Origin of the sequence: Kineococcus sp. GCM10028916, assembly GCF_042674865.1 — a bacterium.
Classification (GTDB): Bacteria; Actinomycetota; Actinomycetes; order Actinomycetales; family Kineococcaceae; genus Kineococcus.
Genome location: NZ_JBHTFM010000003.1, coordinates 435,449 through 450,574, shown reverse-complemented (window position 1 = coordinate 450,574; position 15,126 = coordinate 435,449). Strand labels below are relative to the sequence as shown.

General features: G+C 70.7%; 13 protein-coding genes. 4 read left to right on the top strand and 9 right to left on the bottom strand.

Annotated elements, in window-relative coordinates:
* Positions 1-95 precede the first annotated feature (95 nt).
* Positions 96-1,064, top strand: a complete 969-nt coding sequence (locus tag ACFQ46_RS04725; RefSeq protein ID WP_380257684.1) for an aldo/keto reductase — start codon at positions 96-98, stop codon at positions 1,062-1,064.
* Between the two features lie 93 nt (positions 1,065-1,157).
* On the opposite strand, the gene ACFQ46_RS04720 is transcribed toward ACFQ46_RS04725, so the two are convergent.
* The 4 genes from ACFQ46_RS04720 to ACFQ46_RS04705 form a co-directional block, all read right to left on the bottom strand.
* Complete coding sequence (locus ACFQ46_RS04720; protein ID WP_380257682.1) at positions 1,158-2,651, bottom strand: mannitol dehydrogenase family protein; 1,494 nt, start codon at positions 2,649-2,651, stop codon at positions 1,158-1,160.
* Positions 2,652-2,685: 34 nt separating this feature from the next.
* Positions 2,686-3,495, bottom strand: a complete 810-nt coding sequence (locus ACFQ46_RS04715) for a carbohydrate ABC transporter permease (RefSeq protein WP_380162266.1) — start codon at positions 3,493-3,495, stop codon at positions 2,686-2,688.
* A gap of 83 nt (positions 3,496-3,578) precedes the next feature.
* Entirely contained in the window at positions 3,579-4,550 is a 972-nt protein-coding gene (locus tag ACFQ46_RS04710) for a carbohydrate ABC transporter permease (RefSeq protein ID WP_380159047.1), read from the bottom strand.
* 97 nt (positions 4,551-4,647) lie between these two features.
* Positions 4,648-6,111, bottom strand: a complete 1,464-nt coding sequence (locus ACFQ46_RS04705) for an ABC transporter substrate-binding protein (protein WP_380257680.1) — start codon at positions 6,109-6,111, stop codon at positions 4,648-4,650.
* 186 nt (positions 6,112-6,297) lie between these two features.
* Between ACFQ46_RS04705 and ACFQ46_RS04700 the strand changes: the two genes are divergently transcribed.
* Complete coding sequence (locus ACFQ46_RS04700) at positions 6,298-7,269, top strand: sugar-binding transcriptional regulator (protein WP_380257678.1); 972 nt, start codon at positions 6,298-6,300, stop codon at positions 7,267-7,269.
* A 52-nt stretch (positions 7,270-7,321) separates the two neighbouring features.
* Positions 7,322-8,596 carry a histidine--tRNA ligase gene (gene hisS / locus ACFQ46_RS04695; RefSeq protein ID WP_380257676.1) on the top strand — a complete coding sequence of 425 codons (1,275 nt, stop codon included), beginning with the start codon at positions 7,322-7,324 and terminating at the stop codon, positions 8,594-8,596.
* Positions 8,597-8,614: 18 nt separating this feature from the next.
* On the opposite strand, the gene ACFQ46_RS04690 is transcribed toward hisS, so the two are convergent.
* The 5 genes from ACFQ46_RS04690 to ACFQ46_RS04670 form a co-directional block, all read right to left on the bottom strand.
* The gene (locus tag ACFQ46_RS04690) at positions 8,615-9,541 is read right to left on the bottom strand and encodes a glycerophosphodiester phosphodiesterase (protein WP_380257674.1); all 927 of its coding nucleotides are present in this window, start codon (positions 9,539-9,541) and stop codon (positions 8,615-8,617) included.
* Between the two features lie 4 nt (positions 9,542-9,545).
* Positions 9,546-10,910, bottom strand: a complete 1,365-nt coding sequence (locus ACFQ46_RS04685) for an ABC transporter substrate-binding protein (RefSeq protein WP_380257672.1) — start codon at positions 10,908-10,910, stop codon at positions 9,546-9,548.
* Positions 10,911-10,937: 27 nt separating this feature from the next.
* Positions 10,938-11,843 (bottom strand): carbohydrate ABC transporter permease, encoded by a 906-nt coding sequence (locus ACFQ46_RS04680; RefSeq protein ID WP_380257670.1) that lies wholly within the window; start codon positions 11,841-11,843, stop codon positions 10,938-10,940.
* Positions 11,840-12,760 carry a carbohydrate ABC transporter permease gene (locus tag ACFQ46_RS04675; RefSeq protein ID WP_380257668.1) on the bottom strand — a complete coding sequence of 307 codons (921 nt, stop codon included), beginning with the start codon at positions 12,758-12,760 and terminating at the stop codon, positions 11,840-11,842. Before ACFQ46_RS04675 ends, ACFQ46_RS04680 begins: the two co-directional genes overlap by 4 nt.
* Positions 12,761-12,920: 160 nt before the next feature.
* Entirely contained in the window at positions 12,921-13,742 is an 822-nt protein-coding gene (locus tag ACFQ46_RS04670) for a DNA-formamidopyrimidine glycosylase family protein (protein ID WP_380257666.1), read from the bottom strand.
* A 79-nt stretch (positions 13,743-13,821) separates the two neighbouring features.
* On the opposite strand from ACFQ46_RS04670, the gene ACFQ46_RS04665 reads away from it, so the two are divergent.
* Positions 13,822-15,060 (top strand): TolB family protein, encoded by a 1,239-nt coding sequence (locus ACFQ46_RS04665; RefSeq protein WP_380257664.1) that lies wholly within the window; start codon positions 13,822-13,824, stop codon positions 15,058-15,060.
* Positions 15,061-15,126 lie beyond the last annotated feature (66 nt).

The following is a 15,126-nucleotide window of genomic DNA, read 5'->3' as shown; positions in this document are numbered from 1 at the left end:
CGAGGGTCAAGATCGATCGATCACCACGGATCGTTCGATCGCCCGTTCCTCCGCCCGCGCAGGCAGTCGAACGGGTGATCGGGCACGATCGCGTCATGGACTACGTGAAACTCGGTCACACCGGCCTCGAGGTCTCCCGGCTCGTCCTCGGGTGCATGAGCTACGGCGACCCGGCCCGGGGCAACCACGGGTGGACGCTGCCCGCGGAGGAGAGCGCCCCCTTCCTGCACCGCGCGCTCGACGCCGGCGTCAACTTCTTCGACACGGCCAACGTCTACTCCGACGGTTCCAGCGAGGAGATCCTGGGCGACGTCCTGCTCAAGGCCGCGCGCCGCGAGGACCTCGTCATCGCCACCAAGGTCCACGGTCGCATGCGCCCGGGACCCAACGGTGCGGGGCTCTCCCGGAACGCGATCCTCACCGAGATCGACAACTCGCTGCGCCGCCTCGGGACGGACTACGTCGACCTCTACCAGATCCACCGCTTCGACCCCACCGTCCCGCTCGAGGAGACGCTGCAGGCCCTGCACGACGTCGTCGCGGCCGGGAAGGTCCGCTACCTCGGCGCCAGCTCGATGTGGGCGTGGCAGTTCTCGAAGGCCCTGCACCTGCAGGACCTCAACGGCTGGACCCGGTTCTCCACGATGCAGGACCACTACAACCTCCTCTACCGCGAGGAGGAGCGGGAGATGCTGCCGCTGTGCGCCGACGAGGGCGTCGGGGTCATCCCCTGGAGCCCGCTGGCGCGCGGCAAGCTCACGCGCGACTGGGACGCCACGACGAACCGCTCCGAGAAGGACGAGTTCGGCAAGACCCTCTACCGCGACTCCGACGCCGACGTGGTCGCGGCCGTGGCGCGGGTCGCCGAGCGCCGCGGGGTCTCCCGCGCCCAGGTCGCGCTGGCCTGGGTCGCGCAGAACCCGGTCGTGGTCGCCCCCATCGTCGGCGCCACCAAGCCCCAGCACCTCGAGGACGCCCTCGCGGCGATCGAGCTGGAGCTCACCGACGACGAGGTCGCCGAGCTCGAGGCCCCCTACGAACCCCACGAGGTCGCCGGCTTCTGAGGCCCCACCCGCCCCCCGCAACGACTTCTGGGGAGCTTCCCACCCTTCGGCAGCGCCGGAAGGGTGGAGAGCTCCCCAGGAGTTGGGACGGGGTCAGCGGGCGACGATCGCCTCGAGGGTCGCGCGGGCGCCGTGAGCGTGCAACGAGGCCAGCGTCGCGGTGTACTCCGCGACGAACGCCTCGTCGTCGACGAGGTCGCCGAAGAGGGTCCGGTCGGCGATGAAGGCCGTCGGGTCGGTGCGGTTGCGCTGGGCCGTCGCCACGAGGCGGTCCGCGATGCGGTCCGACACCTCGATCTGCTCGCCCTGCTCGTCGACCCCCTCGGCGTAGCGGGCCCAGCTGGCCACGACGGCGGCGGCGCGGAAGAACTCACCGCCGTGCGCGATCTGGTGCCGGACGACCGGCAGCAACCACTTCGGGATGCGGTCGGAGCTCTCGTTGCACAGCCGCGCCACGGTGTCGCGGACCTCGCCGTTGGAGAACCGGCTGACGAGTTCGTGGCGGTAGGCGTCCAGGTCGATCCCGGGGACGGGGGCCAGGGTCGGGGACCCCTCGCGTTCCATGTACCCCAGCAGGAACGTCGCGAACAGCGGGTCCTGGGCGACCTCGTGGACCAGTCGGTAGCCGGCGAGGTAGCCGAAGTAGCACAGCGCCTGGTGGCTGGCGTTGAGCAGCCGGAGCTTCATCAGCTCGTAGGGCTCGACGTCGTCGACGACCTGGACGCCCGCGTCCTCGTAGGGCGGTCGGCCGAGGCCGAAGTCGTCCTCCAGGACCCACTGCACGAACGGTTCGCAGACCACGGGCCAGGCGTCCTCGACGCCGAACGCCTCGCGCACCTCGGCACGGTCGTCGTCGGTGGTGCCGGGGGTGATCCGGTCCACCATGCAGTTCGGGAACTTCACGTGCTCGTCGATCCAGGTGCCGAGCTCGGCGTCCTTGGCCTTCGCGAACGCCACGAACACCTGGTGCGCGACGTGACCGTTGCCCTGGATGTTGTCGCAGGACATCACCGTGAACGGCGGGATCCCGCGGTCGCGGCGACGGCGCAGCGCCTCGGTGACCAGACCGAACGACGTCTGCGGGACGGCGCCGTCGGCGAGGTCCGCCGCGACCTTCTCCTCGGTGAGGACGAACTCGCCGCTGACCGCGTCGATGTTGTAGCCGCCCTCGGTGACCGTGAGGGAGACGATGCGGATCCGCGGGTCGGCCATCGCCTCCACCGCCCCCTCGGTGTCCTCAGGAGCGAGGATGAAGTCGAGGATGGAACCGATGACGCGGGGTTCGCGGGAACCGTCGGGATCCTTCAGCACCAGGGTGTACAGGCCCCCCTGGGCGTCCATGACCTCCTTCATCCGCTGGTCGTGCGGCAGCACCCCGATGCCGCGGATGCCCCAGTCCAGCGCCTTGCCCTCGTTCATCAGGCGGTCCAGGTACATCGCCTGGTGCGCGCGGTGGAAACCACCGACCCCCAGGTGGACGATCCCGGGTGTCACCTGCGACCGGTCGTAACCGGGGACGGGCACGCGCTCGCCGATGGCGGCGAGGTTCTCCGGGGACAGCGGCAGTGCGGTGGTGGTGGAGGTCACGGAAGCGCTCCAGGGGTTGCGGTGGACGGGTGGGTCACTTCACGGCACCCATGGACAGACCCTGCACCAGCTTGTCCTGGGCGGCGAACCCGGCCACGAGGACCGGCAGCGAGATGACGGTCGCCGCGGCGCACAGCTGCGCCAGGAACAGGCCCTGGCTGGTGACGAAACCGGTGAGGAACACCGGAGCGGTGCCGGCGATCGTCCCGGTCAGGGTCCGGGCCAGCAGCAGTTCGTTCCAGCTGAAGATGAAGCAGATGAGCGCCGTGGCGGCCACCCCCGGCATGGCGACGGGACGGACGATCGACCAGAGCATCCGGATCAGCCCGGCGCCGTCGATGGAGGCCGCCTCGAGCATCTCGCCGGGGACCTCGGCCAGGAACGACTGCATCATCCAGACCGCGATCGGCAGGTTCATCGAGGTGTAGAGGACGATCAGCAGCCAGATGTTGTCCAGCGTGCCGGTCTTGGTGGCGAACAGGTACAGCGGCAGCAGCCCGGCGACGAGCGGCATGAACTTCGTCGACAGGAAGAAGAACATGACGTCGGTCCACTTCTGGACCGGACGGATCGAGAGCGCGAACGCCGCGGGGATCGCCAGGGCCAGGACGATCAGGGTCGAGATGACCGACGCCATCGCCGAGTTGATGAGCGGTGCGGCGGGCTGCGCGGAGAAGAACGACCGGTACCCGTCGAGGGTCAGCCCGGCGGCGATCGACGGCGGGTTGGTCGCCGCGTCGGTCTCGGAGTGCAGCGAGGTGAGGACCATCCACAGGACCGGCAGGACGAAGAGGATGCCGACGATCCAGGCGATGAGCCCCCAGATCGGCTTGCTGCGGTTCATCTCGCGGGCACGCTGTTCCCGCTTCGAGGTCGGGACGTGCGCGTTGGTGTTCGCCTTGAGCGTTCCACTGTTCGCGATGGTGCTCATCGACCGGCCTCCTGCTTGAACATGCTCGCGACGACGCGCAGGGCGAAGTTCGCGACGATGATGGTGGCGATGACGACGACGACACCCATCGCGGAGGCGAGGCCGTAGTCGTGGGCGGAGAACACGGTCTGGTAGATCGTGTACGGCAGGTTCGCGGTACCCAGACCACCGGCGGTGATGGTGAACACGGCGTCGAAGTTCTGCACGATGTAGATCGCCCCGAGCAGACCGCCGAGTTCGAGGTACTGGCGCAGGTGCGGGAAGGTCAGGTAGCGGAAGATCTGGAACCCGGTGGCGCCGTCCATGCGGGCGGCCTCCTCGGCGTCGGCCGGCTTGGACTGCAGGCCGGCGAGCAGGATCAGCATCATGAACGGGGTCCACTGCCAGATGAGGGAGACCTCGATGGCGATCTTCGGGGCGGTCGAGAGCCAGTCGACCTGGGGTGCGCCGTCGGAGCCGAAGAGCTTCCAGATCGCGTTGAGCGTGCCGTTGAGCAGGCCGTAGTTCGGGTTGAACAGGGCGTGCTTCCACAGCAGCGCGGCCGCGATCGGGACGACCAGGAACGGCGCGATCATCATCGTGCGGACGGCCCCGCGGCCCATGAACTTCCGGTCCAGCAGCAGGGCGATGAGCATGCCCAGGACGAGGCTGACCGCGACGACGGTGACGGTCAGCAGGACAGTGTTCCACACCGCACCGCGGAGCTGGGCGTTCGTGAAGACCGAGACGTAGTTGGAGATGCCACCGAACCCGCGGTCCTGCGGGTAGTAGGAGTTCCAGTTCATGAACGAGATGACGATGGTCGCCAGGAACGGCAACTGCGTCACGACGATCGTGAACAGCAGCGCGGGGAGGAGGGGCGCCCGGCGGGCCCAGTCGGCGGCTCTGCGCGCCTGACCCGCGTTGCGCTGGGGCCTGTCCGGCCCCACCTTGGAGAGGTTGTCAGCCGTGGTGCTCGATGTGCTCATGGAAGGACGTCCTCTGTGCTTCCGGGGAGGGGAACCCACTGACGGGGCCGAACGAGGGACCGCGACCCCCGGGGAACCCGGGGGTCGCGGCGACGACTCACTTCTTGTACTTGTCGCTGACCAGCTTGGTCGCGAGGTCCTGGCCCTGGTCGAGGGCGTCCTCGACGCTCATCTGACCGGCGATGGCCGAGGAGACGAGCTGCGAGACCTGGGTCGCCATGTCGGCGAACTCGGGGATGGCCACGAACTGGATGCCGGCGGCCGGACGCTTCTGCACACCCGGGTCCTCCGGGTTCGCGGCGTTGATGGCGTCCTGGGTGGCCTTGTAGAACGGGGCGGCCGACTTCTGGTAGTCGGCGTTCTCGTAGGTCGAGTTGCGCTTGCCCGCGGGCACGCTGGCCCAGCCGACCTGGGCGCCGACGAGTTCCTCGTACTCCTTGCTGGAGGCCCAGGAGACGAACTTCCAGGCGTTCTCCTGGTTCTTGGAGGCCTTCTGGATGCCCCACGCCCAGGTGTACAGCCAGCCCGAGGAACCGGTCTGGCTCACGGGGGCGGCGACGTAGCCCATCTTGCCGGCCACCGGGGAACCGCTGGCGTCCAGCGAACCGGCGGCGGAGGTCGCGTCGTACCACATGGCGACCTGCGACTGGGTCATGCCGTTGAGGCACTCGGTGAACCCGGCCTGCGGGGCGCCGGACTCGCCGTGCGCCGTGACGAGGTCGACGTAGAACTTCGTCGCGGCCACGAACTCCGGGGCGTTGACCTGGGCGGTCCAGTCCTCGTCGAACCAGGTGCCGCCGAAGGTGTTGACCACCGTCGTGAGCGGGGCGAAGACCTGGCCCCAGCCGGGCTGGCCGCGCAGGGCGATGCCCTTCATGCCGGGCGTCTTGCCGTCGAGCTGGGCCGCGAAACCCGCGACCTCGTCCCAGGTCGGCTTGTCCGGCATGGTGATGCCGTTGGCCTCGAAGACGTCCTTGCGGTACATCAGGAACGAGGACTCGCCGTAGAACGGCTCGCCGTAGACCTTGCCGTCGTCGCCGGTCAGCGCGGTGGCCAACGGCTTCAGGATGTCGTCCTGGCCGAACGCGGAATCCGCCTCGATGAAGTCGTCCATCGGGGCGAGCCAGTCGTTCTTGGAGTAGAACGGGACCTCGTAGTTCGAGATCGACGCGACGTCGTACTGACCGGCCTGGCTGGAGAACTCCTGGCTGATCTTGTCGCGGACGTCGTTCTCGGGCAGGACCGTGTACTTCACGGTGATGCCGGTGTCCTTGGTGAAGTTGTCCGCGGTGAGCTTCTGCAGGTCCACCATCTGCGGGTTGTTGACCATGATGACGTTGATCGTCTTGCTGTCGCCGCCACCACCGCCGCCGCCCGTGGTCCCGCCGCCGGCGCCCGAGCAGGCGCTCAGCGCGGCGGCGGTACCGACACCGGCCGCGCCACCCAGAGCTGCCCGGCGGCTCAGCGTGGTGGCTACGCGGCGGCTCAGCGGCGAGTTCGCCGCCGACGTGAACACGCCCGGTGCGGCGTCCTTCTTCGACAGGCCCTGACGTCCAGCCATCGTGTCCCCTCCAGTGTCTTCGTCGACAAGGTGCTCCGGCTCGCGGCCGTTGCAACCGCTCAAATGAGCGGGCTACTCTCAGCTGTGCTGATCGTGACCCGCGTCGCACGCAGCTGTCAACTCGCAGTGCCCGTTCTCCACCCGACGTCAGCCCGGCCGGACACCACGGTCGGCGAAGGAGGTGCCATGGCGAAGACGCCGGCCCGCGGTACCGCCTCGCGACGGATGTCCACGAGTGCGCTCGCACTCGCGGCGGCCGCCGCCCGGCGCTTCTACGTCGAGGGCCTGACCAAGGTCGAGATCGCCAAGCAGCTCGGGGTGAGCCGGTTCAAGGTCGCCCGCCTGCTGGCGGACGCCCAGGAGGCCGGCCTCGTGCAGATCGAGGTCGTCGTCCCGAGTTCCCTGGACGGAGAGCTCGCCGACGCGCTGCGCGAGCGCTTCGGCGTGCGGGCGGTCTACGTCGTGAGACCCGACGAGGACAGCGTGGTGGGTCAGCGCCGGGCCGTCGCGAACTTCACCGCGGGCCTGCTGGAGGAGAGCGTCACGGCCGAGGACGTCGTCGGACTCGCCTGGGGTCGCACGATCTCCCTGCTGGCCGCCTCCGTCGGGGCGAACATCGGCTGCCGCTTCGTCCAGCTCTCCGGTGCCCTGCCGCGCCCGGACGTGGAGGAGAGCGCCGTCGAGCTCGTCCGGCGGATGGCCGAGGCGACGGGATCATCCTCGACGACCTTCTACGCGCCCCTCGCCGTCCCCGACGCCGCCACCGCCGACGGGCTGCGCTCGCAGTCCGGCATCAGCGAGGCGCTGGCCGAACTCGACCGGCTGACGAAGGCCGTCGTGTCCGTGGGGGCCTGGCGCCCGGGTGAGTCCACGGCGCTGGACTCCCTCGGGGACGCCGACCGCGACGCGCTCTCCCAGGCCGGGGTCGTCGCCGAGATCACCGGGGTCCTGCTGGGGCTCGACGGCAAGGAGGTGGACGCCCTCGCCGACCGCGTCATCGGGGTGACCGGCCCGCAGCTGCGGGCGACCCCGGACGTCATCGCGATGGCCTGCGGCGATCAGCGCGGCGAGGCCACCGCGACCGCGCTGCGCAGCGGCATCGTCTCGACCCTGATCACCCACACCTCCCTGGCGCGCGCCGTCCTCGCCCAGCCCTGACCCCGCCCCGCGCGCGGACGGACCCTCCGCTCGCCTCTCCTACGATGGGGGCATGGCAGCGAAGGTCGTCCCCGCGCGGGGCATGCGTGACATCCTCCCCGTCGACAAGGCCCGCCGGGAGCACGCGCTGCACGTGATCCGCGAGGTCTACCGCTCCTTCGGCTTCGACGAGGTCGAGACGCCGGCGCTGGAGGAACTGTCCCGGCTGGAGTCGGGGCAGGGCGGCGAGAACGAGAAGATGCTGTTCAAGGTCATGCGCCGGGGGCTCGCGGCCGACGAGGCCCTGCTGCCCGGCGACGCCGCGGACCTGGGTCTGCGCTTCGACCTCACCGTGCCCCTCACCCGCTACGTCGCCTCGAACGCGGCGGCGCTGCGGATGCCGTTCAAGGCGCTGCAGATCGGGCCGGTCTGGCGAGCGGAGCGTCCGCAGAAGGGTCGCTACCGCCAGTTCGTGCAGTGCGACATCGACATCGTCGGCGAACCTGGCAGCCTCGCCGAGGTCGAGCTCGTGACCGCGACGCACACCGCGCTGACGCGCCTCGGGCTCACGGGCACGACGCTGCGCCTCAACGACCGGGGTGTCCTGACGGGGCTGCTCACCGGGTGCGGTTTCGCCGAGGACGCCCACGGCAGTGTGCTCATCACCGTCGACAAGGCCGACAAGGTCGGGCTCGACGGGGTCCTCGCGGAACTGCGGTCCAAGGGGTTCGACGAGGGGTCGGTCTCCGCGCTGGAGAAGTCGCTGACCGAACTGCTGCCGCTGCGCGACGTCCGCACCCCGGGCGTCCTCGAGTCCGCGCTGCCCGAGGCCGTCCCCACCGAGGTCGTCGTCCGGCTCCGCGAGATCGCCGACGCCCTCGCCCGCTCCGCCCCCGACCTCGACGTCCAGTTCGACGTCACCCTGGTGCGCGGGATGGGGTACTACACGGGCCCGATCTTCGAGATGTCGATGCCGGGCAGCTCGTCCTCCATCGCCGGTGGTGGCCGCTACGACAACATGGTCGGCCGGTTCTCCGGCCGCGACCTGCCGGCCGCGGGGTTCTCGATCGGTTTCGAGCGCATCGTGGACGAACTGTCCTCCGGTGACGAGGAGACCCCTGCGATCGCCCTCGTCCACCCGGCCGGAGCGAACCCCGGGGAACTGCTGCGCAAGCAGCAGGAACTCATCGCCGGCGGCGCCCGGGTCGCCCTGGTGAAGCAGGCCAAGCGGATGCAGCCCCTCTTCGACGCGCTCGTCGCCGAGGGGTACTCCCGGGTCGTGCGGGCCCGGGTGGCCGAGGACGGGACCCTGGAGTTCGGCGACCCCAGCGACCTCACGACCTCCTGAGGCGGGTCCGGGGAGCCGTCAGGCCGAGGTGAGGCGGCGGGCGGCGTGACCCTGCCGGGTCGCGGCGACGGTCAGCTCCTGCCGCTCCTCCGTCGCGCTGTCCTGGACGAGGCGCACCTCGCGGGCGTCGACGAAACCGCGGAGGCGGCCGGGGTCGTTGGTGATGATGCCGTCGACGCGGTGGTGCAGCAGATCGCTCCACAACCGGGGTTCGTCGACGGTGTAGGGGTAGGTCGCGACGCCTGCCGCGTGGTACTCGGCGACGATGTGGGGGCTGGCGACGATGCTGGCGACGTAGGGGTTGACCGCCACCACCCCCAGTTCCGCGACCGCCCGCCTGGCCTGTTCGAAGGCCACCCCGGTGGGGGTGGACAACGCGGTGAACGGGTTCTGGGCGATGTCGCGGAGGGACTGTTCCAGCTCGGCCCAACCCATCGGCGGACCGGGCTGCAGCACGAGCAGGGCCCGCCGCACGTCCGGGGCCACGTCGCGCAACGCGGCGACGCTCGACCGGTCGAAGCTCTGGACGATGCTGCGCCCGGCCACCCCGGCGAGGCGCAACGACTCCACGGCACCGGACGCCGCTGCCGGGCCCCAGGCCCCCTTGAACTCCACGAGGAGACCGGCCTGCGGGTAGCGGGCGACCACGTCGACGACCTCCCGCAGGGTCGGCACCCACTGGCCGGCGAACGCCGGGGCGAACCACGCCCCGGCGTCGGCCGCCCGCACGCGCGCGCTGCCGAGTTCCTCCACGGAACCGCGGGTGTCCGTGGTGCGGTCCAGGGTGCCGTCGTGCACGACCACCGGCACCCCGTCGGCGTCGAGGTGGACGTCGAGCTCCAGCAGGTCGGCGCCGGCCCGCAGTGCCGCCTCGAAGGCGGCGAGCGTGTTCTCCGGTGCCACCGCGGAGTACCCGCGGTGCGCGATCACGAGCGGGCGGGCCATCGGGTCAGGCCTTCACGAGGGGCTTGACGTCGGACTCGTAGGAGCGCTCGATCTCGTCCTGGGCGGTGCCCCAGGCGTCCTTCGACGCCGTGCCCTGCAGCATGACCTTCTCCCACGCGGTGACCGTGGACTGGTCGCCGCCGGGGACGAAGACCCGGGCGTTGTCCTGCTTGCGCACGTTCTCGAGCTGGTCGACGGCAGTCTTGAACAGCGGGGTCTGCGCGTAGACCTCCTGCATGGTGGAGGAGTTCACGGCGCCCGTGGTGACGGGCATGTACCCGGTGTTCTGGGAGAAGTAGGCGGTGTTGTCGTCCTCGGCGAGGAACTTCAGCAACGTGGCCGCGGCGAGCTGCTGCTCGGGGGACCGCTTGGCCGGGATGGCGAAGCCGGCGCCACCCGTGGGGGTGAACCGGCCTGCGGCGCCGCCGGGCAGGAAGGCGTTGCCGACCTCGAAGTTCGCGGCCTTGAGGATGCCGGAGAGCGAACCCGTGGAACCGATGACGGAGGAGTACAGCCCCGCACCGAAGTCGGAGGCCTGGTCGGAGGAGGAGACGGCCGCCCAGCCCTGCGTGACGTAGTTGCGCAGGTAGTCGCTGGCCTTGAGGACCGGGTCGCTGTCGACGGTCATCTTCCAGTCGTCGCTGAGCGCGCCACCCATGCCCCAGATCATGCTCTGGTGGATCCAGCTCGCGTTCCCGGTGCCCTTGCCGAGACCGTAGGGCGCCTGCGCGCCGGTACCGGCGGCGGCCAGCTTCGGCAACCACTGCTGGAACTCGTCCCAGGTGTCGGGGCCGCGGTCGGGCAGGCCGGCGGCGCTCCAGTGCGCCTTGTTGTAGTAGAAGACCGGCGTCGAACGGCAGTAGGGGACCGCCCACTGCGCGTCGGCGTACTGGTAGTCCCCGAGGAGGCCCGGGTTGTAGTTCGCGACGTCCACCCCGGCGCCGGACAGGACGTCGCCGAGCGGGGTGAGCTGGCCGTTGAGGGCGTAGCGGAACCACCAGACGTCGCTGAGGAGGACGAGGTCGGGGAGGTCGTCACCGGTGAGGGCGGCCTGGAACTTCTGGGAGATCTCGTCGTAGTTCGCGCCCGCGGTCACGAAGTTCACCGTGATGTCGGGGTTCGAGGTGGCGAAGCGCTTGAGGAACTCCGCCTCGACGGCCTGCGAGGAACCGGGGTGGTTCGTCCACACCGTCACGGTGTCGGCCGGGGTCACCTTGGTCCAGTCGGTCTTCGCCGCGGCGGACGCGGTGGAGTCGCCGGTGGAGGCGGTCGAGGGACCGGAGCAGGCGGCGAGGCCGAGAGCGGCCGCACCGGCTCCGGCCAGGGCGAGGACGCCGCGTCGGGGCAGCACGTGGGACGAGGGGTTCACGGGGGTCTCCTGAGTTCTACGGGGTGGTCAGTTCGCGAGCGCGCCCGTGGCCAGACCGGCCACGAGTCGACGCTGGAAGAAGACGAAGACGAGCAGGATGGGGAGCATCACGAGCACCGTGCCCGCCATCAGCACGCCCCAGTTGGTGATGCCGTCGTTGTTCTGCAGCAGGGTCAGACCCACGGGGAGGGTCATCATGCTCCCGCTGTCGGTCACCAGCAGCGGCCAGAGGTACTGGTTCCACTCGCTGACGACGGAGACGAGCGCGACCGCCGAGACGGTCGGCGCGGACAGCGGTACGACGAACCCCCACAGCCGGCGCCAGTGGCCCGCGCCGTCCAGGGTCGCGGCCTCCAGGACGGAGATCGGGAAGGTCTGGAAGTGCTGGCGGAAGAGGAAGGTCCCCAGCGAACTGGCCAGTCCCGGCAGGATGATCCCCTGGTAGGTGTTCAACCAGCCGAGCTGGGCGGTGAGGGTGTAGTTCGGGATGAGCGTGACCTGCGGCGGCACCATCAGGGCCGCGAGGACCAGCAGGAAGACGAGACGCTTCCCGGGGAACTCCACGAACACCAGGGCGTAGGCGCACATCAGCCCGAGGACGACCTTGAGCCCGGCGCCGAGGACGGTGGTGATGACGCTGTTCAGCAGGAAGTGCCCGAAGGGCACGGTCGCGAAGACGTCCAGGTAGTTCGCGAGGTCCAGGGACTCCGGCAGCCACCGGGTCGGGATCGTGTAGATCTCGTTGCGCTGCTTGAAGGACGCGAACACCATCCACAGCAACGGCACGACCATGATGAGCGCCGCCACCACGAGGCAGGCGTAGCCGACGACGTCGACCCGGCGCCGGGGTTCACCGGCGGCCGGCCGGGCGCCGCGCTGGGCGGGGATCCGCGGTGCGCCCGCGGAGGTCTTGCGGGGGACGTCGACGCTCACCGGTAGTGCACCTTCCGCTCGACGAAGACCATCTGGACCAAGGTGACGAGCAGCAACCCGACGAACAGCAGGGTCGCGATCGCGGAGGCGTACCCGGCGGAACCGTCGACGAACGCCTCCTGGTAGACCTGGTAGACCATGGTGGTCGTCCCCTCCAGGGGCCCGCCCTTGGTCATCGCCCGGATGATGTCGAACGAGCCACCGGAGTTCGACTCGATGAACACCGTGACGGTGAGGAACAACGTGGTGGGCGAGAGCAGCGGGAAGATGATCGACCAGAACGTCCGCAGCGGGGAGGCCCCGTCGATCTGGGCGGCTTCCAGGATGTCGTCCGGGACCGACTGCAGGGCGGCCAGGTAGATGATGGCGACGTAGCCGACGTACTTCCACAGGTAGACGATGCAGACCATGGCCAGCGACCACTGCGGGTCGTTGTACCAGTTCGGCGAGGTGATCCCGAGCCCCCGCAGCAACCCCGAGACCAGGCCGTACTGGGGGTCGAACACGAACAGCCAGCACATGCCGACGGCGACACCCGACAGGACGTAGGGCGCGAACACCGCGGCGCGGACGAACGTCCGTCCGTGCAGCTTCCGGTCGAGGAGGCGGGCGAGCGCGAGACCGATGGACATGCACCCGCCGACGGTGACGACCGCGAAGATCGCCGTCGTCAGCAGGACCGCCGGCGTCTTCGGGTCGTGGAAGTAGTTCAGGTAGTTCTGCAGGCCGATGAACGTCGCCGTGTCCGAACCCAGGTTCCAGTGCAGCAGCGAGTACTGCACGTTCTGGATCAGCGGCTTGTAGACGAACAGGACCAGGAGCGCGACGTTGGGCCCAGCGAGGAGCAGGAAGGTTCCCCACGAGCGCCAGGGGATGGTGCGCTGGCGCTGGGCGGGAACCTGGTGGAGGGTCGTCAAGGCGACCTCCTCCCAGGAAGGAGTGAGCTGGACGTTGGGAACACTAGTTCGCGCCGGGGGCCCGTCCCACGATTCCGGAGGGCCTCCGGGCAACGGACATCGACTGTTCACCTGACCCCGTCCCGGGGTGCCCGCACGTCACCGGCGGTTCACCGGGGCGTCAGCGCTGGCAGCTGGGGCACCACCAGGTGCGGCGCTGCTCGGGGTCCCCCGGGACCTCGGCGCGGACCGCGATCGGGGTGCCGCAGCGGCGGCAGGGCGCTCCCGCCCGTCCCGAGACCCAGTGCTGGCGACCGGGTCGGGTGTCCCCCGTCGTGACCTGCATCGCGCCGGTCGGGCTGACGGAGAACGTCAGCAGCTTCACGGCGAGGCGGACGATGCGCTCGAGGTCGACGGTCCCGGCCGGGGTCCAGGGGTCGTGGCCGCGCAGGTAGCAGAGTTCGTCGGCCCAGAGGTTGCCGATCCCCGCAAGGTTGCGCTGGTCGAGCAGGGCCGCCTTGAGGCCGCGCTCCGGACGTCGGCGGAGGTTCTCGACCGCGACCCGGACCCGGTCCTCGACCGGGGTCGCGGCGTCGAGCAGGTCCGGTCCGAGGTGGCCGACGACGCTCGCCTCCTGGTCGGTGGGCAGGACCTCGACGACCGGCATCCGCAACGCCAGCGCGGTCGGACCGTCCGTGCTCAGCCGGACGCGGACGTCGGGCAGCAGCCGCTGCGGCAGTCGCTTCCCGGGGCCGAGCACCGACCACTCGCCGTCCATCCGGAGGTGGGTGTGCAACGTCGTCGGTCCGGTGAGCGAACTCCCGCCGACGTCGAAGCGGGTGAGCAGGTGCTTCCCCCGGGAGACGGTCCCGAGGACGACGGCCCCCGTCAGGTCCAGCGTCGCGAAGCGGGGGACGCGGAGGTCGGCCGAGGTCAGCCGGTGACCGGACAGTTGCGCGTCGAGGCGCCGGGCCAGCCGGTACACGGTGTCTCCTTCGGGCACCCGACCACGGTGGGGGTCCGGCGACGGATCCGCACGCCGACCGGATGGCCACGGCCGCCTCACGGGGAGAAGCTGGGGCATGACCTCGCGCCGGCTGCCCGTTCTCGTGGGGTTCCTGGTCCTCGTCCTCGGGATCGCGGTCGTGCTGGCGGTGGGTGCCGGTGCCGGCCGACGCAACGTCCCCGCCCGGGTCTCGGTCCCCCGGGTCTTCCCCGGTTCCAGCCACCTCACCGCCGACTCCACCCGGTCCCCGCTCGGACGGGCGGTCGCCCTCTACCGGCAGGGCGCGGGCGTCGGGATCGCCGGGACCCCGCAGGTCCTGGCCCAGGGCAGTGACGGCCACGGCACCCGCACGGTGGACGTGGCCCTCGACCGCGGACGGGGAGACGCCCTCGGCGACCCGGCGCCGGCGACGCTGTCCCCCGACGGGTCGCTCGTCGTCGTCGGCGAGCGGCGCGCCACCCCCGCCGCGACGGACCTCGTGGAGATCACCACCGCCACCGGGGCCGAGCGCGTGGTCCGGCTGCCGGCGGCGCGGGGCGTCGTGCCCGTGGCGTGGAGCCAGGACAGCCGCTACCTCGCCTACGTCGGGGCGGACGCCACGAACGTCGTCGAGTCCGCCGTCGCGGGTCCGCTCTTCGTCCTGGACACCCGCAGCGGACGCTCGGAACTGCTCACCGGGGACGTCGGCGCGGCCGCGTTCTCCCCCGACGGGTCACGGGTCGCCGTGCAGTCCCCCGGGTCGCCGCGGATCCGGGTGCTGGACCGCTCGGGGCGGACGGTGGACCAGCTCCTCGCCCCGGACCGCGCCCGGATCGCCGGGGGCGCCGCCTGGTCCCCCGACGGGTCCCTGCTCGCCGTCCTCGACGACGTGCGCGACCACGTCGGGTTCGTCCCGGTCGCGGCGACGGCCGTGGTTCCCGCACCGGTGCCCTCCGGCGGCCGGGTCCTGGGCTGGTTGTCCCGGACCGAACTGCTCGTCCCGGCTCCCCTGACGTCCGTCGGCGACGGCGACCAGCGGCTGCTGCGCGCGGACCTCGTCGAGGGGGACACGTCGGTGTGGGCGTCGGTGCCCACGGCGGGTGCGCGCTACGCGGTGCGGGACGTGACGTTGGCGACGGCCCTGCTGCCGCGGGCGCAGCTCGTCGCGGGTGGCGACGTCGACCGCGGGCCGTGGCCGCTGGGACTGCGGATCGGGTTCGTCGTCGCCGGGGCCGTGCTGTCGTCGTTCTCGGTGGTCGGTCTGCAGCGGCGGGCGGCGGCGGTGGGTTCGCTCGTCGCCACCGCCGCCTGGTTCAGCGACTCCTCGATCGACTGAGCGTCGGCGAGGTTTCGCCCGACGTTCCCCGGGAGGTCGCCGAGGACCCCGCCCCGGAGCTCCTAG

Bases quoted from the DNA above. Each gene is read 5' to 3' on its own strand.
- ACFQ46_RS04690 (WP_380257674.1), bottom strand. From the start codon at position 9,541: ATGGCCCGCCCGCTCGTGATCGCGCACCGCGGGTACTCCGCGGTGGCA.
- hisS (WP_380257676.1), top strand. From the start codon at position 7,322: ATGGCAGCGAAGGTCGTCCCCGCGCGGGGCATGCGTGACATCCTCCCC.
- ACFQ46_RS04710 (WP_380159047.1), bottom strand. From the start codon at position 4,550: ATGAGCACATCGAGCACCACGGCTGACAACCTCTCCAAGGTGGGGCCG.
- ACFQ46_RS04725 (WP_380257684.1), top strand. From the start codon at position 96: ATGGACTACGTGAAACTCGGTCACACCGGCCTCGAGGTCTCCCGGCTC.
- ACFQ46_RS04705 (WP_380257680.1), bottom strand. From the start codon at position 6,111: ATGGCTGGACGTCAGGGCCTGTCGAAGAAGGACGCCGCACCGGGCGTG.
- ACFQ46_RS04715 (WP_380162266.1), bottom strand. From the start codon at position 3,495: ATGAACCGCAGCAAGCCGATCTGGGGGCTCATCGCCTGGATCGTCGGC.
- ACFQ46_RS04700 (WP_380257678.1), top strand. From the start codon at position 6,298: ATGGCGAAGACGCCGGCCCGCGGTACCGCCTCGCGACGGATGTCCACG.
- ACFQ46_RS04665 (WP_380257664.1), top strand. From the start codon at position 13,822: ATGACCTCGCGCCGGCTGCCCGTTCTCGTGGGGTTCCTGGTCCTCGTC.